Source organism: Marivita sp. NO-S04 (genome assembly GCF_059070475.1).
In genome coordinates this window covers 31494-51768 of sequence record NZ_CM180980.1, presented here as the reverse complement: position 1 = coordinate 51768, position 20275 = coordinate 31494, and the positions used below count along the sequence as shown (strand labels likewise).

Below are 20275 nucleotides of genomic sequence, written 5' to 3'. Positions count from 1 at the left end.
CTTTTTCATGTCGGGGCGTATTTTGCCGGAATTGTGAGGCCGGATCTGTGGAACCCGTTTGCACGGTGAGTCGTTGGACGTTTATGCTGAACTCAGGCAAAGCACGAGGTTTTGGGTAAATGAACCGTCTGACACGCACTATCTTGTGCGCGGCATGGGTCGCCGTTCCGGGGATCGGCGCGGCACAGAACTTTGATCTTAACGTCTCGGGCGGCAGCGACGAGTTGAGAAGCGAGCTTAAGGACGCGATGTCCTTGTATGCGTTGGTGGATGCCGAGGATGCTACACCGCAGGCATTGATCGCGGCCGCGCAGGCCGATTATGCACGGATCGTGGCAGCGCTTTACGGGGGCGGACGGTTCTCGCCCACTGTGTCGATCACTGTCGACGGGCGCGAGGCGGCGGGGATTTCGCCATTTGAGGCACCGCAATCAATCAACACAATTCTGATCGAGGTCGATCCGGGCCCAAGGTTCCGCTATGGACGCGCCGAGATTGCGCCATTGGCCGAAGGCACCGAGATTCCGCCCGAGTTCAGGACAGGCGAACGCGCGGGCACAGCCCCCATCCGGGACGCGGTGAGCGCTGGTGTGACGGGCTGGCGCGCTATTGGCCATGCCAAGGCACGGCTAGAGGACCAGCAGATCGTCGCAGACCATCCCAATCGTGAATTGGACGTGCGCTTGCGCCTTGCACCGGGGCCGCAGTTGCGGTTCGGCGACGTGGTGGTGACGGGCAATGACCGGGTGCGGCGCACACGGATTCGAGAAATCGCAGGCTTGCCGCAGGGTGAGGTGTTTGATCCGCAGGAGATTGCGGACGCGGAACGGCGGTTGCGCGATACTGGCGTGTTCAGTTCGGTTGCGGTGTCCGAAGCCGATACTCCGAATACGGACGGCACGCTGGACCTTGCATTGCAGGTGGCCGAGCAAAAGCCGCGGCGGTTTGGCTTTGGGGCCGAGGTGTCGACACAGGAGGGTGGCAAGGTCAGCGCGTTCTGGCTGCATCGCAATCTGTTCCAAGGGGCCGAGCGGCTGCGTGTCGAAGGCGAGGTGTCCGGGATCGGCACGGATACAGACGAAATGGATTACGCGCTGACGCTGACCTATGGTCGACCCGCAACGTTCACCCCGGACACGGAGTTCTATTTGACTGCCGGGATCGAGCAGTTGAACGAACCGGGATTCACCAGCAACCAAGCAAGTGTGGTCGCGGGATTGTCGCATCGATTTTCTGATCAGCTGAGCGCGTCGTTCGGTTTGGGATACCGGTATCTTGATACGGAAGACGCGTTTGGGGAACGCGAATTCCAGTTGCTGCTGGCGACTTTCGGCGCGACCTATGACACGCGGAACAATTCGTTGAACCCAAGCAACGGGTACTATCTGTCTGCGACTAGCACGCCCTTTCTTGGGCTGGATGAAACCGAGAGCGGGATACGCGTTACGTCGGATGCGCGCGCCTATTTCGGGTTAGGAGCCGAGGATCGTTTCGTGCTGGCGGGACGGGCACAGATCGGGTCGGTCTGGGGGCCAAGTCTTGAGGACACAGTTCCCGACTACCTGTTTTACTCGGGCGGCGGCGGGACGGTGCGTGGTGTGCCGTATCAATCGCTGGGTGTCACGCTGGACAATGACGAGTTTACGGGCGGTCAAAGCTTTGCCGCCGTGTCAGCCGAACTGCGCGCCAAGGTACGGGACAATATCGGTCTGGTCGGGTTTTATGATGCGGGCATGATCACCGAAGAGAGCGGCTTTGGCGGAGACAGCGACTGGCATGCCGGGGCTGGTTTTGGCCTGCGCTACAACACCGGGATCGGCCCCATTCGGGTGGACATCGCAACGCCTGTGACCGGGGATGGCGCGGGCAAGGATTATGAACTGTACATCGGCATTGGTCAGGCTTTCTGATATGCGCTTTATCGCGACGCTTCTTGTCTTTCTGTGGTGGCCGCTGGCCAGCTTTGCACAGGACAGTGACGAAGACCCCGGATACTTGGCGGGCCTGTTGCAGGACGCCTTGTCCGGCGCAGGACGCGATGTGCGCATCCGTGGCGTTCAAGGCGCGTTGTCAAGCGAGGCGACGATTGCATCCATCATTATTTCTGACGATCAGGGCGAATGGTTCCGGGCGGAAAACATCGTTTTGGATTGGCGGCGGGCCGCATTGCTGCGTGGCATCGTTGATGTGACATCGTTCAGCGCCGAGACCGTTGTGGTGTCGCGGGCGCCGGATGCCGGAGAAGACTTGCCCAGCGCAGAGGCAGAGCCGTTCAGCATTCCTGAATTGCCCGTTGAAGTGCGGATCGAGCGGTTTGCGGTTGGCTCTTTGCAATTGGGCGCACCACTTTTGGGAGAGGCGGCCGAGTTCGCCATCACCGGGGCTGCCGAGCTTGCCGAGGGTGGGGCCGATCTGGACCTCAACCTCGAGCGGGTCGACGGCCAGCAATCGCAGATCGCACTGGCGGCCAGCTATGATCCGTCCTCGCGGCAATTGTCCGTTGATCTGAACGCTGAAGAGGCCGCTGGAGGGCTGGCGGCCACGCTGCTGGGTATCCCCGGCGCGCCATCTGTTGCGCTGACGGTTCAGGGCGAAGGCATGGTCGACGATTTCGAAGCGGCGATCGCGTTGGCGACGGATGATCAACCGCGCATCACCGGGACGGTCGAAATCCTTGCGCCGCAAGAGACCGGCACATGGGATGTACGGGTCGACATCACTGGGGACCCAACACCGCTTTTGACCGAGGAAACCCGTGCGTTTTTCGGCACAGACATCGGGTTGCAGGCGCAGGTGATGCGCGAGGCGAACGGTCGGATCGATTTGCCGCAATTCGCGTTGACGGCCGATGCCCTGTCGCTGAGCGGCAGTGCCACGATTTCTGAAACCGGATGGCTCGAGGCGTTGGATGCCGAGGGGCGGATCGCAAACCCTGATGGCGGGTCCGTTGTGCTGCCGTTCGGTGGTGGCGACACGCAAGTCGCATCGGTGACGTTCGATGCGGCGTTGAACGGAGATCTGACCTTTGATGCCCGGCTCGACGGTTTTGTCAGCCCGGATGCAACGCTGGATTCGCTGTCGATCACAGGGCGCGGGCAGATCGACCAGCAGAGCTTTGCGCAGCAGGACGGGCAGTTTGCATTGGACCTGACTTGGGCCGCAGAGGCCCTGGCCTTGGCCGACCCGGCTTTGGCAGAGGCGGTTGGGTCTGAATTGTCGGGTGCGGCGCGTGTCGATTATCAAAGCGGTCAGCCGATCCGGGTAACGGGGCTTGAGGCTAACGGACCAGAATACGGGCTGACCGGCGACGCGACCTGGACATCGGAAGATGCGATGCCGTTGGCTGTTGATCTGCGACTGGTTGCCGAGGACATCACCCGATTTTCCGCGATTGCCGGGCGGCCGTTGGGCGGTCGGATCGACTTGCAGGCGGATGGTACTGTTGGGCCGATTTCGGGCATGATCGATATGGTTGTGGACGGCACAACCTTGGACCTTGCGATAGGTCAGGACGTGGCAGACCGGCTGTTGACCGGCGTCGGATCGGCGCGGGTTGATGTGCGCCGGGACGAGACCGGCACGACGATCCGGTCTGCGCGTGTGGTGACGCCTGCGGCAAATCTGGAAGCGACGGGCAAGATCACCAGCGGCGATACAGCGGTGCGGTTCGGTGGCCTTCTGAGCAATCTGGACCGTGTGTATCCGGGCGAGGCCGATGGTGCAGCCGTGCTGAACGGGTCGGTCATGTTGTCGGGAACAAGGTTGCGCAATCTTGAACTTACGGCTGACCTTTCGAACCAGTCGCAGCCCGTGCGTCTGCCGTTTGGCGGCGGGTTGACTCTGACGAATGGCACGGTGGACGTGACTGCCACCGGTGGGCCGGACGGCGCATGGCAGGCCGAAGTCGCCATGCGGGACCTGGAGTCGCCGCAAGCCTCGGCAACCACTTTGGCGCTGGCAGGCAACGGAAATATCGCACAATCCGAAGATGGCGGTTTGGTGTCTGTGGGGGGCGACATGCGCCTGGCCGGATCGGCGTTGCGTCTGAGCGATGCGCGATTTGCCCAAGCAATCGGAAGCAACCCGACAATCACGACGACTTTTGACTGGGTGCAGGCGTCAGAGCGGTTGACGGTGCAGTCCTTTGGGCTGGCGACCGGGGCAATCGACGCCACCGGATCGGCGATGATCACACAAGCTCTTAGTGCGCCGGACGCACAATTTGCGTTGTCTCTGGTGGCCGACAGCCTTGCGCCGTTGTCGGGATTGGCCGGGCAGAACCTTAGGGGTCAGGCGACCATTGACGTGACCGGAGCCTATCAGGATGGTGGTGATTTCGACGTGACCGCACGCGGTCAGGGCAGCGGGCTTGGTATCGGCAATGCGACCGTGGACCAGTTGTTGGCTGGGGTGACACGGTTTGAGGTTGGTGCAACCGGGCAAGACGGCGCATTGGCGCGGCTTTCAGCGGATGTACAGAACCCCGAAATCAGCGCGCGGGTGAATGGACCGTTGAGCAATCTGGAAATCGACGCGCGGTTGGCGAATGTCGGACTGATCGCACCGGATTTCCAAGGCGCGCTGGTTGTCGATGGCACGGTTGGGCAGCAAAGCGATGGCTATCTGGTGGATGTTGATCTGGACGGACCGGGCGGCACGCGGCTTGCTGTGGATGGGCGTGTGGCCAATGGCGGCCGCGCCAATCTGTCGATCAATGGCGCGGCGCCGCTGGGGCTTGCCAATGTGTTTATCGCGCCGCGGCGTTTGAACGGACAGGCGGCCTTGGATTTGCGGGTGTCTGGCCCGCTTGGGGTGTCGAGCCTGTCTGGCACGATCACACCGCAAGGCGCGGAGTTCAGCGCACCTACTCTTGGGATCATCCTCACACCGATTACTGGACAAATTCAGCTGAGCAATGGTGCGGCGCAGATCGGATTGTCGGCACAGGGCAACCATGGCGGGTCCGTCGATGTGGGCGGTCGTCTGGGGCTGTCCACTCTGGACGCCAGCATCACTGCCACGCTTAACCGTTTTGGCGTGCGCGACCCCGATCTGTACAACACCAGCGTTGATGGAACGGTCTCATTGAATGGGCCGATTGGGCGCAATCTGCTGGTGAGCGGCGATCTTCGGTTGAACGAGACCGAGATTCAGGTGCCATCTTCGGGCGTTTCCGCTTTGGGAGAGATTCCCCCCATCGACCATCTTGGCGCGACACGTCCTGTCATGCGGACGCTGGACCGGGCCGGGATCACATCGGCGCAGGATACTGCTGTAGAAGCGGCACGCGGGCCATCGAGCACCAGGCTCGATATCACGCTGACCGCGCCGGGACAGGTGTTTGTGCGCGGACGCGGGCTGGATGCCGAACTGGCGGGACAATTGCGGCTGACTGGGCCAACCTCGGACATCATTCCGCAGGGCGGGTTCGAGCTGGTGCGCGGGCGATTGGATATTCTCAATCAGCGGTTCACTCTGGACGAGGGGCGCATTCAGATGAGCGGCAGTTTCGATCCGGTGCTGCGCTTTGTGGCCGAGACAAATGCCAACGGAATTACCGTGAGGGTCATTCTGGATGGGCCGGCCTCGTCGCCGGAGATTTCGTTCTCCTCGAGCCCGGAACTGCCCGAGGACGAAGTGTTGGCACAGCTTTTGTTCGGGCGAAACCTGTCGAACCTGTCAGCGTTGCAGGCGCTTGAACTTGCCAATGCGGTCGCCACTCTAGCAGGGCGCGGCGGAATGGGTCTTTTGTCGCGACTGCGCGATGGCTTTGGGCTGGATGATCTGGACGTGAGCCAAACCGAGGATGGCGGCACTGCTGTGCGTGCGGGCAAATACATCTCGGACAACATCTATTCGGATGTGGTGGTCGAAAGCGGCGGTCGGGCCGAGATCAATCTGAACCTTGATGTGACCTCGGATATCACAGCGCGGGGGAGCGTGGACAATACCGGCAATTCGTCGCTGGGGGTTTTCTTTGAACGGGATTATTGAGGTGCGGTCGCGCCGTTGTGCGCGGCGCACACGAAAGCCCTTGCAGACTCGGAGCACGCTCCGTATATGCACCTCAACAGCGGCGTGTTGACGAAAGTCGGCACCCACCGAATTCTTCAACGGGCCGCGCGCCCGTTTTTTTGTGTCTGGAGACCTACGAGACAATGTCTGACCTGATCGCCAAAGCCGCGATGGACCGACGTCTGGCCGAGATCATCGCCCCTGTCATCGAGGACATGGGGTTCGAACTGGTGCGTATCCGGTTGATGAGCGGCAAGTTGGCCACATTGCAGATCATGGCTGAACGCCCCGAAGGCGGGATCGAAGTCGATGAATGCGCCGCCATAAGCACCGCCGTGAGCGCGACGCTGGATGTCGAAGATCCGATCCTCGATACCTACACTTTGGAAGTGTCGTCGCCGGGGATCGACCGGCCTTTGACCCGCCTCAAGGATTTCGAGACCTTTGAAGGTTACGAGGCCAAGATCGAAACATCCGAAATGATCGACGGACGCAAGCGCTTCAAGGGCGTGCTGGCCGGGGTCGAGGGTGACGAAGTACTGATCAATATCGAAGAGGGCACTGTCGGGCTAAAGTTCGATTGGCTGACCGATGCCAAGCTGGTTCTGACCGACGAGCTGATCAAGGAAATGCTGAAGGCGCGGAAAGCCCAAGGCTTCGAAGAAGACAAATTTGACGACGTGATTGAGGCCGAAGGGCCCGAAGAGGAGTAAGAACCGATGGCAATCACCTCCGCCAACCAGTTGGAACTGTTGCAGACCGCCGAAGCGGTGGCGCGCGAAAAGATGATCGACCCCGGGTTGGTTGTCGAAGCGATGGAAGAAAGCCTCGCCCGTGCGGCCAAGTCGCGTTACGGGTCCGAGATGGACATCCGCGTGAAGATCGACCGCAAGACCGGTCGCGCGACGTTCACCCGCGTGCGCACCGTGGTCGAAGATGAAGAGCTTGAGAATTATCAGGCCGAATTCACCTCGGAGAGTGCCAAGCCGTATTTCGTCGCTCCAAAGTCGACCCAGAACGCGGTCTGGCTGCGCGACGGACAGTCGATCACGGAATTCTCTGGCGCGGCGCAGGTGGGTGACACGTTCGTCGAAGAGGTGCCTCCGGTCGAGATGGGTCGCATCGCCGCGCAATCTGCAAAGCAGGTGATCCTGCAGAAGGTGCGCGAAGCCGAGCGGGACCGTCAGTTCGAAGAATTCAAAGATCGTGCAGGCACCATCATCAACGGTGTGGTCAAGCGCGAGGAATACGGCAACGTCATCGTCGATGTGGGCCGGGGCGAAGGCATCCTGCGCCGCAACGAGAAGATTGGCCGCGAAAGCTATCGCAATGGGGACCGCATCCGCTGCTTCATCAAAGATGTGCGCCGCGAGACCCGTGGGCCGCAGATCTTCCTGTCGCGCACAGCACCGGAATTCATGGCGGAACTGTTCAAGATGGAAGTGCCGGAAATCTATGACGGCATTATCGAGATCAAGGCTGTAGCCCGTGATCCGGGTTCGCGCGCCAAGATCGCCGTGATTTCCTATGACAACTCGATTGACCCGGTCGGTGCCTGTGTGGGTATGCGTGGTTCCCGTGTTCAGGCCGTTGTGAACGAGCTGCAGGGCGAAAAGATCGACATCATCCCATGGAACGAAGATGTGCCGACCTTCCTTGTGAACGCGCTGCAGCCTGCGGAAGTGAGCAAGGTGGTTCTGGACGAAGATGCCGAGCGCATCGAAGTCGTGGTCCCGGACGAGCAACTGAGCCTCGCGATTGGTCGCCGCGGTCAGAACGTGCGTCTGGCGTCGCAGCTGACCGGGCTTGATATCGACATCATGACCGAGGAAGAAGAATCGCAGCGTCGTCAAAAAGAATTCGAAGAGCGGACGCAGCTGTTCATGGACACGCTCGATCTGGACGAGTTCTTTGCCCAGCTTCTGGTGTCCGAAGGGTTCACCAACCTTGAAGAAGTGGCCTATGTCGAGCTTGACGAATTGCTGGTCATCGACGGTGTCGACGAAGGCACTGCCGAGGAATTGCAGACCCGTGCCCGCGAGAACCTTGAGGCCCAGGCAAAAGCCGCTCTGGACAACGCCCGCGCTTTGGGTGCCGAAGACAGCCTGATCAACTTCGAAGGGCTCACGCCTCAGATGGTTGAAGTGCTGGCAAAAGACGGCGTCAAGACGCTCGAAGACTTTGCGACCTGTGCGGATTGGGAACTGGCTGGTGGATGGACCACCGAGAACGGCGAACGGCACAAGGACGAAGGTTTGCTGGAGCCGTTCGACATGTCGCTTGAAGAGGCGCAGCATCTGGTCATGACAGCGCGCGTGCTTCTGGGCTGGGTCGATCCGACCGAGCTTGAAGAAGAGGCCGAAGACGAAGAACTGGGCGATGTGGAAGAAGAGCAGGTCTGACCTGCCCTGACGGAAGGACGACGACACACGTGACACGCGGTGGCAAAGACAAAGATCGGGACAGCGGACCGGAACGCAAATGCATTGCGACCGGCGAGGTGCGCCCGAAAGCCGAACTGATCCGCTTTGTCGTCGGTCCTGAGGATCAGCTTGTTCCCGATCTGGCAGAAAAACTGCCGGGTCGGGGGATTTGGGTGAGCGCAACGCGCGCTGCTCTTGAAACCGCGCTGAAAAAGAACATGTTTCATCGTGCGGCGAAAACGCAATTGCGCTTGTCCGAGACACTTGTTTCCGATCTTGAACAGCAGCTTGCGCGTCGTGTTGTCGATCTGATAAGTCTAAGCCGCAAATCCGGCGTGGCGATTTCTGGCTATGAAAAGGTCAAAGATGCCCTGTCCAAGGAAACCGCAGAGGTGCTTTTGCAGGCGGAAGACGGATCGAGTCGCGGGAAATCGAAACTCAGCACTCCGCATTACGGCCATTACATAGGTTGGCTCACGGCGGATGAGCTTGGAATGGCCTTTGGGCGACAAACTGTGATACATGCCGCGCTTGGCGCTGGCGGACTCACGCAACGTGTTGTAGAGGAAGCCCAAAGATTGAAGGGCTTTCGCATCGGAACGTCTGATGCAAAGACAGCGGCAGGGGCCGTTGGGAAGGAAAAAAGAGCTAAATGAGCGATAACGACGGCAAAAAGACTTTGGGTTTGCGCGGCGGTCCCCGGTCAGGGAACGTAAAGCAGAGCTTTAGCCACGGACGGACGAAGAACGTCGTGGTGGAGACCAAGCGCAAGCGCGTTGTGGTGCCGAAACCCGGTGCGGCCCAGTCAGCCGCGGGAAGTGCTGCCACGACGGCCATGAGCTTGGCCGGGAGCAAGCGCCCCGCAGGAATTTCCGACGCGGAGATGGAACGCCGGCTGAAGGCCCTTCAGGCAGCAAAGGCTCGCGAAGGCGAAGAAGCCGCACAGCGCGAAGCCGAAGAGAAGGCCCGCGCCGAAGAACGCGATCGTATGCGCGCGGAAAAAGAGGCCAAGGAGCGCGAACAGCGCGAGGCTGAAGAACGCGCCCGCCAGAAAGCCGAAGACGAAGAGCGCAAGGCACGCGAAGCTGCAGAAGCGGCCAAGCAAGCTGCGGCCGGTCCGAGCGAATCCCCTGCCGCGCGCCAACCTGCCGGTGGCGGTGGTGGTGGCGGTGCGAAGCCGTCGCAAGCAGCCCCCCGCAAGGTGGACCGTGAACGCGAAGATCGCGGTCGTCGCAAAGGTGACGATTCCGAACGCCGTTCTGGCAAGCTCACGCTGAACCAGGCTTTGGGTGGCGAAGGCGGTCGTCAGAAATCAATGGCGGCAATGAAGCGCAAGCAAGAGCGTGCGCGTCAGAAAGCCATGGGTGGCAACCAGCCGCGCGAAAAAGTCGTGCGCGCCGTGCAGTTGCCCGAAGCGATTACGGTTGCCGAATTGGCAAACCGGATGGCAGAGCGTGTGGGCGATGTTGTGAAAGCGTTGATGAACAACGGCATCATGGCAACGCAGAACCAGACGATCGACGCCGATACAGCGGAACTGATGATCGAAGAGTTCGGCCATCGGGTGACCCGCGTTTCCGCGTCGGATGTTGAAGACGTCATCAAGGAAGTCAGCGACAAGCCTGAAGACCTCAAGCCACGTCCTCCGGTCATCACGATCATGGGTCACGTCGACCACGGCAAGACATCGCTGCTCGACGCGATCCGCGACGCGAACGTCACCTCTGGAGAGGCGGGCGGGATCACGCAGCATATCGGCGCCTATCAGGTGACCACAAAAGATGGGGCGGTTCTGTCGTTCCTCGACACTCCGGGCCACGCGGCGTTTACGTCGATGCGGTCGCGCGGTGCTCAGGTAACGGATATCGTTGTTCTGGTTGTTGCGGCGGATGACGCCGTGATGCCGCAGACGATCGAGGCGATTAACCACGCCAAAGCGGCGAAGGTGCCGATGATCGTCGCAATCAACAAGGTCGACAAGCCGAGCGCGAACCCGACCAAGGTTCGGACCGACCTGCTGCAACACGAAGTGGTTGTGGAACAGATGTCCGGTGACGTGCAGGACGTGGAAGTATCGGCGCATACAGGTCAGGGTCTTCCTGAGCTGCTCGAAGCGATTGCGTTGCAGGCGGAAATCCTCGAACTCAAGGCGAACCCGGATCGGGCAGCCCAGGGTGCGGTGATCGAAGCACAGCTGGACGTGGGTCGTGGTCCGGTGGCGACGGTTCTGATTCAGAACGGTACATTGCGTCAGGGCGATATCTTTGTTGTGGGCGAGCAGTACGGCAAGGTCCGTGCGCTGATCAACGACAAGGGCGAGCGCGTGAAAGAAGCTGGTCCGTCAGTGCCTGTCGAGGTTCTGGGTCTGAACGGCACACCCGAAGCGGGTGACGTGCTGAACGTGACCGAGACCGAAGCGCAGGCGCGCGAGATCGCGGAATACCGTGCAAACGTCGCCAAGGAAAAGCGTGCGGCACTGGGTGCTGCAACGACGCTTGAACAGCTGATGAAGAAAGCAAAGGACGACGAGAGCGTCTCCGAGCTTCCGGTGCTGGTCAAAGCGGATGTGCAGGGTTCTGCCGAAGCGATTGTTCAGGCGTTGGAAAAGGTCGGCAACGACGAAGTCCGCGTGCGCGTGCTGCATTCTGGCGTAGGCGCTATCACCGAAACCGATATCGGCTTGGCCGAAGCGTCGGGCTGTCCGGTGATCGGGTTCAACGTGCGTGCCAATGCGTCGGCACGGAACACCGCGAATCAGAAGGGCGTCGAGATTCGCTATTACAGCGTGATCTACGATCTTGTGGACGACGTGAAAGCAGCAGCCTCTGGCCTGCTGAGCAACGAGATCAAAGAGACCTTTATCGGCTACGCCACGATCAAGGATGTCTTCAAGGTGTCGAATGTTGGTAAGGTTGCCGGTTGTCTGGTCACCGAAGGCGTGGCCCGCCGCAGCGCTGGTGTGCGTCTGCTGCGCGACAACGTCGTGATCCATGAAGGCACTCTCAAGACGCTCAAGCGCTTCAAGGACGAAGTGTCCGAAGTGCAGTCGGGTCAGGAATGCGGTATGGCCTTCGAGAACTACGAGGATATTCGCCAGGGCGACGTCATCGAGATTTTCGAGCGTCAGGAAGTGGAACGTACGCTGGCTTGATCCAGAAGGGTCCCGGAAACAGAAAAGGGCAGCGTTACCGCTGCCCTTTTTCTTTTGCGTTTAAAAAAAGTCTCAGCCTGATGTGGCGACTGGCAGACCCGTGAAGATCCGGCTTCCGACACGGACAGAGATACGCCCGTCGGGCAGGGTTTTTTCCAAAATACCCTGCACAGACATGCAACTTCCAATAATGATTGTTTTCAGCACGTCAAATCTCCCCCAAGTTCTGACAGTTTGTAATTAGATTGTTGCCTAATTCATTACCAGAAAAAAAATATAGTTGCTGTCTTTTTTGGAGAAGATAGGACGCTGATCAGAGCCAATCCCGCAAAATCGGGATAAGAGGGATATCCGCCGGCGGCATGGGATAGTCTTTGAGTTGGTTCACCCGCACCCATTTCAGCGCCTGCCCTTCACGTGATTCGGGGGGGCCATTCCACTTGCGGCAGGCAAAGAGCGGCATCAGCAGATGAAATTTTTCATAGCTGTGCGAGGCAAAGGTGAGCGGGGCAAGGCAGCTTTCCCACGTGTCGATGCCCAGCTCTTCTTGCAATTCGCGGATCAGCGCCTGTTCCGGTGTCTCGTCCGGTTCGACCTTGCCACCGGGAAATTCCCACAGGCCGGCCATGGATTTGCCCTCGGGACGTTGAGCCAAGAGGATGCGCCCATCGGGGTCGATGAGCGCAACGGCAGATACGAGAACGACGGTCACGAGCGGTAATCGGCGTTGATCGAGATGTAGCCGTGGGTCAGATCACAGGTCCAGACGGTTGCCGTCCCGGTTCCCATGCCGAGATCGACGGTCATGGAGATGTTTTCCTGCTTCATGATCGCGGCACCCTGCTCTTCTCGGTAGTCCGGATCGACCCAGCCGTTTGAAGCGACTTTAACATCGCCGAAGGAAATACTGAGCGTATCGCGGTCGGCGGGTGCGCCGGATTTGCCGATGGCCATCACGACGCGGCCCCAGTTGGGATCTTCCCCCGCGATCGCGGTTTTGACCAGCGGGGAGTTGGCGATGGACATGGCGTGTATCTTGGCGTCGGCATCGTTCAGGGCCCCGGTCACGGTAATTTCCAAGAACTTCGTGGCACCTTCACCGTCGCGGACGACCTGATGGGCAAGATCTTGCATGACGTGGTGCAAAGCATCGCGGAAGGCAGCGTCCTGCGCGGTGACGGTCACGTCGGATGCGCCGGTAGCGGCCACCAAAAGCGTGTCCGATGTAGAGGTATCACTGTCGACGGTGATGCTGTTGAAGGTCTTTTCGTTGATCTCGGAGACCAGCGTCTGCAGATCGGACTGCGCGATCTTGGCGTCAGTAAAGATGTAGACCAGCATCGTTGCCATATCCGGGGCGATCATGCCCGAGCCTTTGGCGATGCCCGCGATGGTGACCTTACCGTCCGGCAGGTCGACACTGGTGGTCGATCCCTTGGGGAAGGTGTCGGTGGTCATGATCGCCTTGGCGGCACCCGGCAGACCGGCCTCGTCGAGATTGCCGTAGAGTTCCGCAACCTTGGCAGCGATCCGGTCATGCGGCAGGCGTTCGCCGATCACACCAGTGGAGCTTGTGAAGACACGGGTGGTGGGCAGACCCGTTACGCGGGCGACCTCTGCGCAGATCGCCTGAACGCTCTCGTCCCCTGCCCGTCCGGTGAAAGCGTTCGAATTGCCGGAGTTGACGATGATGGCAGCACCGCCTTCGTCCTCGAGGCGGATCTTCGACTGGCAATCCAGCACGTTGGCCGACCGCGTGGCAGATTTGGTGAACGCGCCTGCCACGCAGCTGCCCGGATCAAGAACGGCCAGCATCACGTCGGTTCGTCCAGCGTACTTGACGCCTGCAGCAGCGGTTGAAAACCTTGCCCCCTTGATGACCGGCAGCGTTGGAAAGCTGGCGGGTGCGAGGGGCGAAACCGATGTGATCTTGGCCAATACTTAGTCCTCCAAAAGACCAATGTTGCTCAGGACAGAGGTGTCGACCTCTTCCTTGGCGGTGCGGGTAACTTCGGCCGCGTTGGTCAGTTCGTCGATTTTCTGAGTGACCGCCTGCTGGCTGAGTTGATTTTCGATCTCGCCGCGTACTGCGTCGAGCGCGGGCGCCTCTTTGGTGCGCTTTTCATTGAGAATGATCACGTGCCAGCCAAATTGCGTTTGCACCGGGCCAGAGATCGCGCCGACCTCAAGCTCTTCGACGGCGGTCTGGAATTCCGGCACCATCATCCCTGCGGCAAACCAGCCAAGCTGGCCGCCATTCGGGCCAGAGGGGCCGGTGGATTTCGCGCGGGCGACTTCAGCAAAATCTGCGCCGCCGTTCAGTTCGTCGACGATAGCTGCAGCTTCTTCCTCGGATTCGACAAGGATGTGCGAGGCGTTGAATTCTTCGGCCTGTTCCGCCTGCAGGTATGTCTGTTCGTAGATTTCCTGCACGGCGTCATCCGTGACGGCAGAAGACACAAGGCCTTCGATCACCTGCGCAGCCATCAGCGCACGACGTTCATTTTCGAGTGCAATCCGGACGCGGCGGGTCTCTTCACCGCTGTCTTGCTGGCTGAGCACGGTTTGTTGAACGATCTGGTCCATGATGCCGTCCCAAAGCACGTCATCGGGAAGCTGCTGATACTGGTCCGGCAGAGACGCACGCACCATAAGCATATGACCCAGCGTGATTTCGGTGCCATTGACCGTGGCCACCACCGAGTCTGCCGTCAGCGTATCCTGCGCCTGTACCGGCAGAGCCAGCATCAGGGCGAACGCGCTTGCGGAGAGTTTCGTGATGAGATTCGTCATGTTTATCCTTTCAGAGCCGCCCGTACCGTGGGGGCGACATTGACAGTGAATTGCCCTGACCTTACATCGCCTCAAGGCGCTGTGAAGCCAGTCGTTCCCCTGTGACATATGGGCTGTGTGCGAGGCGAGCAAGCAGATGCCGCACACGAAGATGTCAAAGCTGAAAGTGAGTGCATGCTGGGATTAGGTAAAGTCGCGCGCAAGGTGTTCGGAACGCCGAACGACCGTAAAGTCAAGGCGACCCGCCCGCTGGTTGAGAAAGTCAACGCACTGGAAGCGGACTTCGAAAAGCTGAGCGATGCGCAGTTGATCGAGAAAACGGCCGAATTCAAGGCGCGCCATGCAAACGGTGAGGCATTGGATGCGTTGCTGCCCGAGGCGTTTGCAAACTGTCGCGAGGCGGCGAAACGTGCGCTGGGGCTGCGGGCCTTCGATGTTCAGCTGATGGGCGGGATTTTCCTGCATCAGGGCAATATCTCTGAGATGAAGACAGGTGAGGGCAAGACGCTTGTGGCGACCTTCCCTGCCTATCTGAACGCGCTCACGGGGCGTGGCGTGCATATCGTGACGGTGAACGACTACCTTGCCAAGCGTGACAGCGAATGGATGGCCAAGGTCTATGGCGCGCTGGGTCTGACCACGGGGGTGGTTTATCCACGCCAGCCCGATGCGGAAAAGCAGGCGGCTTATGCCTGTGACATCACCTATGCCACGAACAACGAGCTTGGCTTTGATTACCTGCGCGACAACATGAAGTCCGAGCTGAAACAGATGTACCAGCGCGATCACTACATGGCGATTGTCGACGAGGTGGATTCGATCCTGATCGACGAGGCACGGACACCGCTGATCATTTCCGGCCCTGCACAGGACCGCAGCGAATTGTATGTCGCCATCGACGCCGTCATTCCGTCGCTGACCGAAGAACATTTCTCATTGGACGAAAAGACACGGAACGTGACGTTCACCGACGAAGGCAACGAATTTCTGGAAGAAACGTTGCACGGGCTTGGCCTGCTTCCAGATGACCAGTCGCTGTACGATCCGGAAAGCACCACGCTTATTCACCACGTGAACCAAGGACTTCGGGCGCACAAGCTGTACCAGAAAGACAAGGATTACATCGTTCGCGACAGCGAAGTTGTTCTGATCGACGAATTCACTGGGCGTATGATGGCGGGACGCCGCCTGTCGGAAGGTCTCCATCAGGCCATCGAAGCGAAGGAAGGCTGCAAGATTCAGCCCGAGAACGTGACGCTCGCCTCGGTCACCTTCCAAAACTATTTCCGCCTTTATGACAAGCTGGCGGGCATGACGGGTACGGCTGTGACCGAAGCCGCCGAATTCGCCGAAATTTACGGGCTTGGTGTGGTCGAAGTGCCGACAAACCGCGAGATCGCGCGGATTGACGAAGACGATAAGGTGTATCGTACAGCACAGGAAAAGTACGACGCCATCGTGCAGGAAATCAAAGAGGCACATGCCAAAGGCCAGCCGGTTCTTGTGGGCACCACCTCGATCGACAAGTCCGAAATGCTGAGCCAATTGCTCACCAAAGCCGATCTCAAGCACAATGTTCTGAACGCACGCCAGCACGAGCAGGAAGCGCAGATCGTTGCCGATGCGGGCAAGTTGGGCGCCGTCACCATCGCCACCAATATGGCCGGTCGTGGAACGGATATCAAACTTGGCGGTAATGTCGAATTCAAGATCATGGAGGCAATTGCCGCCGACCCCGAAGGTGATCCCGAAGCGATCCGGAAACGGATCGAAGAAGGCCATACTGCCGATGAAGAAGCTGTCAAAGCGGCCGGGGGCCTGTTTGTTCTGGCCACCGAACGCCACGAGAGCCGTCGTATCGACAATCAGTTGCGCGGTCGTTCGGGCCGTCAGGGTGATCCGGGCCGTTCCTCATTCTTCCTGTCGTTGGATGATGACCTGATGCGTATTTTTGGGTCTGAACGTCTGGACAAGGTGTTGTCGACGCTGGGGATGAAAGAGGGCGAGGCGATCGTGCACCCTTGGGTGAACAAGTCGCTGGAACGTGCGCAGGCCAAGGTCGAAGGGCGTAACTTTGACATTCGTAAGCAGTTGCTCAAGTTCGACGACGTGATGAATGACCAGCGGAAGGTGATCTTCAGCCAGCGCCGGGAAATCATGGAAGCGCAGGACCTGTCCGAGATCGCGCAGGACATGCGGCACCAGGTGATCGACGATCTGGTCGACACGTATATTCCGCCGAAAAGCTATGCCGACCAGTGGAACACCGAAGGATTGCAGACTGCGATCAAAGACTTGGTCGGTGTGGAGGCCCCTGTGATGGAATGGGGTGACGAGGAAGGTGTCGATGCCGAGGTGATCCGCGAGCGTCTGGAGGCGGCATCGGACGAGATGATGGCGAAAAAGGCCGAAGCCTTTGGCCCCGACACCATGCGCCAGATTGAAAAACAGGTTCTGCTGCAAACCATCGACAGCAAGTGGCGCGAGCACCTGCTGACGCTGGAACATCTGCGGTCGGTTGTTGGTTTCCGTGGCTATGCCCAGCGTGACCCGCTCAACGAGTACAAGTCTGAGGCATTCCAACTGTTCGAATCCATGCTCGATACGCTGCGCGAGGACGTAAGCAAACAGCTTGGCCAAGTGCGTCCGATGACAGAGGAAGAGCAGAAAGCCATGCTGCAACAGATGGCAGCACAGCAAGCGGCGATGTCACGTGCGGCAGAAGCTGCCAACCCGCAGCAGGGCACACCGCCGGTTGATGCAGAAGCCCCGTTAGAGGCCTTTGATGAGACCGACCCAACGACCTGGGGCAACCCCGGCCGCAACGACGCGTGCCCTTGTGGTTCGGGCAAGAAGTTCAAGCATTGTCACGGACGGCTGGCCTGAAGCCGTTCGCCACAATGACGTCTTAATCTGAGCAAACCGACGCCTTAGGCGCACCCCAATCGGCTGTCACATAGACCGTTGTAAAAAGTGCAACGGAGTCTGACATGGACCGGAAGTTCACAGTGCGCATTGCCGCAGTGACACTCTGCGCCGCCCTCGGGATTGGCGCCGTCATGCAGTCATTGCCGTCGTCGCAGCCGCCGCGCAACGCTGAACTGGCGCCGGTGGTCGTATCCGACGTGCAACCCGTATCTTCTACGCCACGCAACATTCTGCCGAGGGATATGCCCGTGGTGGAAACGCTGCCCGATCACGTCGTATCAGCGGCGGTCACAAGCACAGTCGAAACCACAGAGATTCTGGTGCCCGAGGCACCTGTGGAAACAGGGTTCGCCTGCGAGGTCAGCATGACCGCCACGCCCATTGCCGGTGCTATGATGACAATCGACATCACCGCACCCTGTCACGGCAGCGAACGGGTGACGCTGCATCACAGTGGGCTGATGTTCACGACATTGATGCAACCTGATGGCAGCCTGTCGGTCGATATCCCTGCCCTTGCAGAACAGGCGCTGGTAATCGCGTCTTTCCTTGACGGTGGCGGCTCGGTTGCCATGGCCGAAGTGATTTCTGGAAACGGCGGTGCAAAATTAGGCCATGGTAGCGGCGGGATAGTCTCGCTGCGGGCGGAGTAAAATCCTGCCACTTTTCCCTTCTTGCATCGGCAGGGAGGGCGGGGAGATCTATACCGTGGAACTTTACAAGAAGGTTCGCTTGGCGTGTTCCGAGGGCATGAGCGCGCGGGCGGCGGCGAAGCATTTCAACATTTCGCGTGGGACGGTTGATAAGATGTTGGCCTTTTCGGTGCCGCCTGGCTACCGGCGGGACAAGCCGATCAGGCGGCCGAAGCTGGACGGGTTCACCGAGTTCATTGACGCCTGGCTTGAAGCCGACAAGGTCGTGCATCGCAAGCAGCGTCATACGGCCAAGCGGATATGGGAACGGCTTCAGGCCGAGCACGGCTTCACCGGAGGCTATACGATCGTCAAGGATTACGTGCGTGATCGCGAGCGGCGGACCCGGGAGATGTTTGTGCCGCTGGCTCATCCGCCGGGCCATGCTCAGGCCGATTTTGGCGAAGCGGTTGTCGTCATCGGCGGTGTCGAGCAGAAGGCGCACTTCTTCGTCATGGACCTGCCGCACAGCGATGCCTATTTCGTCCGGGCCTATCCAGCGGCGACGGCGGAGGCCTGGATAGACGGCCATGTCCGCGCGTTTGACTTCTTCGGCGGGGTGCCGCAGTCGGTGCTCTACGACAACGACCGCTGCCTGGTGTCGAAGATCCAACCGGACGGCACGCGCATCCGCGCCGCGCTGTTCAGCGGCTTGCAGTCGCATTACCTGTTTCGGGATCGCTATGGTCGGCCCGGGAAGGGGAACGACAAGGGCGCTGTCGAGGGGATGGTCGGCTACGCCCGCCGCAACCACATGGTGCCGATCCCCCACTTTGCCAGTTGGGACGATTTCAACGCAGACCTTGAAGGGCAGTGCCGCGCACGCCTGACGCGCATTCTTCGGGGTCACAAGGAGACGATCGGTGAGAGGTTGCAGCGCGATCTGGTCGCGATGCGCCCCCTGCCTGCCGCCCCGTTCGACGCCTGCGACCAAGCGGGCGGCAGGGTCAGCTCGCAGTCTCTCGTGCGCTATGACACCAACGATTACTCGGTCCCGGTCGCCTATGGCCACCAGGATGTCTGGATCCGCGGCTATGTCGATGAGGTCGTGATCGGCTGTCGCGGGGAGGTGATCGCCCGACACCCGCGCTGTTACGATCGCGAGGACATGATCTTTGATCCGGTTCACTACCTCCCGCTGATCGAGCGCAAGATCAATGCCTTGGACCAGGCCGCACCCTTGGCGGAATGGGACCTGCCCGAAGAGTTCCAGACTTTGCGCCGCCTGATGGAGGCGCGCATGCTCAAGATGGGGCGCCGCGAGTATGTGCAGGTGCTGCGTCTGCTCGAGACCTTCGAGATGGATGACCTGCATGCCGCCGTGAAGAAGGCCCTGAAGCTGGGCGCGGTCGGCTTCGACGCCGTGAAGCACCTCGTGCTTTGTCAGGTGGAGAAGCGCCCCCCGAGGCTTGATCTCGATGTCTACCCCTACTTGCCGCGGGCGAATGTCGAGACGACGCGGGCGGCCAGCTACATGGCCTTGATGTCGGAGGCGGCGGAATGACCGAGGCCCCGAAGATCCTGCTTGCCCACCATCTGAAGACGCTGAAGCTGCCCACATTCTTGCGGGAGCACGAGAAGGTTGCGCGTCAATGCGCCGCCGAAGGACTGGACCATGTCCAGTTCCTGTCGCGCCTCGTGGAACTGGAACTCATTGACCGCGAGCGGCGGATGGTCGAGCGCCGCATCAAGGCCGCGAAGTTCCCGGCCACCAAAAGCCTCGACAGCTTCGACTTCAAGGCGATCCCGAAGCTGAACAAGATGCAGGTGCTGGAACTGGGGCGTTGCGAATGGATCGACCGGCGTGAGAACGTGATCGCCCTCGGGCCCAGCGGAACCGGCAAAACCCACATTGCACTGGGCTTGGGACTGGCAGCCTGCCAGAAGGGCATGTCTGTCAGCTTCACCACCGCCGCCGCGCTGGTCAACGAGCTGATGGAGGCGCGAGACGAACGTCGGCTGCTGCGCGTCCAGAAGCAGATGGCTGCCGTGAAGCTGCTGATCATCGACGAGCTCGGATTCGTGCCCCTGTCCAAGACCGGCGCCGAGCTGCTTTTTGAGATGATCTCCCAGCGCTACGAGCGCGGCGCCACGCTGATCACCAGCAATCTGCCCTTCGATGAATGGACCGAGACCTTCGGCACCGAGCGGCTGACCGGCGCGCTCCTCGACCGGTTGACCCACCACGTCAACATCCTCGAGATGAACGGCGAAAGCTATCGCCTCGCGCAAAGCCGCGCACGCAAGCCCGGCGAAAACATCAACTGATCCAA

13 protein-coding genes are annotated in these 20275 nt (G+C 60.0%); 10 read left to right on the top strand and 3 right to left on the bottom strand.

Features of this window, described 5'->3' with window-relative positions:
- The first annotated feature begins 119 nt into the window (after positions 1-119).
- The 6 genes from ACK3EW_RS00255 to infB all read left to right on the top strand — a co-directional run bounded on the left by ACK3EW_RS00255 (position 120) and on the right by infB (position 11589).
- Positions 120-1910 carry an autotransporter assembly complex protein TamA gene (locus ACK3EW_RS00255; protein ID WP_493808005.1) on the top strand — a complete coding sequence of 597 codons (1791 nt, stop codon included), beginning with the start codon at positions 120-122 and terminating at the stop codon, positions 1908-1910.
- Complete coding sequence (locus tag ACK3EW_RS00250; protein ID WP_493808004.1) at positions 1876-5994, top strand: translocation/assembly module TamB domain-containing protein; 4119 nt, start codon at positions 1876-1878, stop codon at positions 5992-5994. Before ACK3EW_RS00255 ends, ACK3EW_RS00250 begins: the two co-directional genes overlap by 35 nt.
- A gap of 164 nt (positions 5995-6158) precedes the next feature.
- Complete coding sequence (gene rimP / locus ACK3EW_RS00245) at positions 6159-6728, top strand: ribosome maturation factor RimP (RefSeq protein WP_439118703.1); 570 nt, start codon at positions 6159-6161, stop codon at positions 6726-6728.
- 6 nt (positions 6729-6734) lie between these two features.
- On the top strand, positions 6735-8417 hold the full coding sequence (gene nusA, locus ACK3EW_RS00240; protein WP_493808003.1) for a transcription termination factor NusA: 1683 nt from the start codon (positions 6735-6737) through the stop codon (positions 8415-8417).
- 29 nt (positions 8418-8446) lie between these two features.
- Positions 8447-9094 (top strand): RNA-binding protein, encoded by a 648-nt coding sequence (locus ACK3EW_RS00235; protein WP_493808002.1) that lies wholly within the window; start codon positions 8447-8449, stop codon positions 9092-9094.
- Positions 9091-11589 carry a translation initiation factor IF-2 gene (infB, locus tag ACK3EW_RS00230; protein ID WP_493808001.1) on the top strand — a complete coding sequence of 833 codons (2499 nt, stop codon included), beginning with the start codon at positions 9091-9093 and terminating at the stop codon, positions 11587-11589. Before ACK3EW_RS00235 ends, infB begins: the two co-directional genes overlap by 4 nt.
- 313 nt (positions 11590-11902) lie before the next feature.
- Here infB and mutT read toward each other — a convergent pair whose 3' ends face one another.
- Genes mutT through ACK3EW_RS00215 form a run of 3 tightly spaced genes read right to left on the bottom strand, consistent with a single transcriptional unit; the run spans position 11903 to position 14382 of the window.
- Positions 11903-12301, bottom strand: coding sequence for an 8-oxo-dGTP diphosphatase MutT (gene mutT / locus ACK3EW_RS00225; RefSeq protein WP_493808000.1), 399 nt, complete (start codon positions 12299-12301; stop codon positions 11903-11905).
- The gene (gene argJ / locus ACK3EW_RS00220; RefSeq protein WP_493807999.1) at positions 12298-13527 is read right to left on the bottom strand and encodes a bifunctional glutamate N-acetyltransferase/amino-acid acetyltransferase ArgJ; all 1230 of its coding nucleotides are present in this window, start codon (positions 13525-13527) and stop codon (positions 12298-12300) included. The genes mutT and argJ overlap by 4 nt, the downstream gene beginning before the upstream one ends.
- Before the next feature lie 3 nt (positions 13528-13530).
- Complete coding sequence (locus tag ACK3EW_RS00215) at positions 13531-14382, bottom strand: peptidylprolyl isomerase (RefSeq protein ID WP_439118707.1); 852 nt, start codon at positions 14380-14382, stop codon at positions 13531-13533.
- A 174-nt stretch (positions 14383-14556) separates the two neighbouring features.
- Here ACK3EW_RS00215 and secA point away from each other — a divergent pair, with 174 nt between their 5' ends.
- The 4 genes from secA (at position 14557) to istB (ending at position 20270) form a co-directional block, all read left to right on the top strand.
- Positions 14557-17268 (top strand): preprotein translocase subunit SecA, encoded by a 2712-nt coding sequence (gene secA, locus ACK3EW_RS00210; RefSeq protein ID WP_493807998.1) that lies wholly within the window; start codon positions 14557-14559, stop codon positions 17266-17268.
- A 104-nt stretch (positions 17269-17372) separates the two neighbouring features.
- Entirely contained in the window at positions 17373-17963 is a 591-nt protein-coding gene (locus ACK3EW_RS00205; protein ID WP_493807997.1) for a hypothetical protein, read from the top strand.
- 46 nt (positions 17964-18009) lie between these two features.
- Positions 18010-19506, top strand: coding sequence for an IS21 family transposase (gene istA / locus ACK3EW_RS00200; RefSeq protein WP_493809682.1), 1497 nt, complete (start codon positions 18010-18012; stop codon positions 19504-19506).
- Positions 19503-20270: an IS21-like element helper ATPase IstB gene (gene istB, locus ACK3EW_RS00195; protein WP_493806540.1), complete on the top strand. Its 768-nt coding sequence runs from the start codon at positions 19503-19505 to the stop codon at positions 20268-20270. The genes istA and istB overlap by 4 nt, the downstream gene beginning before the upstream one ends.
- The last annotated feature ends 5 nt before the right edge of the window (positions 20271-20275 follow it).

Bases quoted from the DNA above. Each gene is read 5' to 3' on its own strand.
- rimP (WP_439118703.1), top strand. From the start codon at position 6,159: ATGTCTGACCTGATCGCCAAAGCCGCGATGGACCGACGTCTGGCCGAG.
- ACK3EW_RS00255 (WP_493808005.1), top strand. From the start codon at position 120: ATGAACCGTCTGACACGCACTATCTTGTGCGCGGCATGGGTCGCCGTT.
- ACK3EW_RS00205 (WP_493807997.1), top strand. From the start codon at position 17,373: ATGGACCGGAAGTTCACAGTGCGCATTGCCGCAGTGACACTCTGCGCC.
- nusA (WP_493808003.1), top strand. From the start codon at position 6,735: ATGGCAATCACCTCCGCCAACCAGTTGGAACTGTTGCAGACCGCCGAA.
- secA (WP_493807998.1), top strand. From the start codon at position 14,557: ATGCTGGGATTAGGTAAAGTCGCGCGCAAGGTGTTCGGAACGCCGAAC.
- istB (WP_493806540.1), top strand. From the start codon at position 19,503: ATGACCGAGGCCCCGAAGATCCTGCTTGCCCACCATCTGAAGACGCTG.
- ACK3EW_RS00250 (WP_493808004.1), top strand. From the start codon at position 1,876: ATGAACTGTACATCGGCATTGGTCAGGCTTTCTGATATGCGCTTTATC.
- infB (WP_493808001.1), top strand. From the start codon at position 9,091: ATGAGCGATAACGACGGCAAAAAGACTTTGGGTTTGCGCGGCGGTCCC.
- ACK3EW_RS00215 (WP_439118707.1), bottom strand. From the start codon at position 14,382: ATGACGAATCTCATCACGAAACTCTCCGCAAGCGCGTTCGCCCTGATG.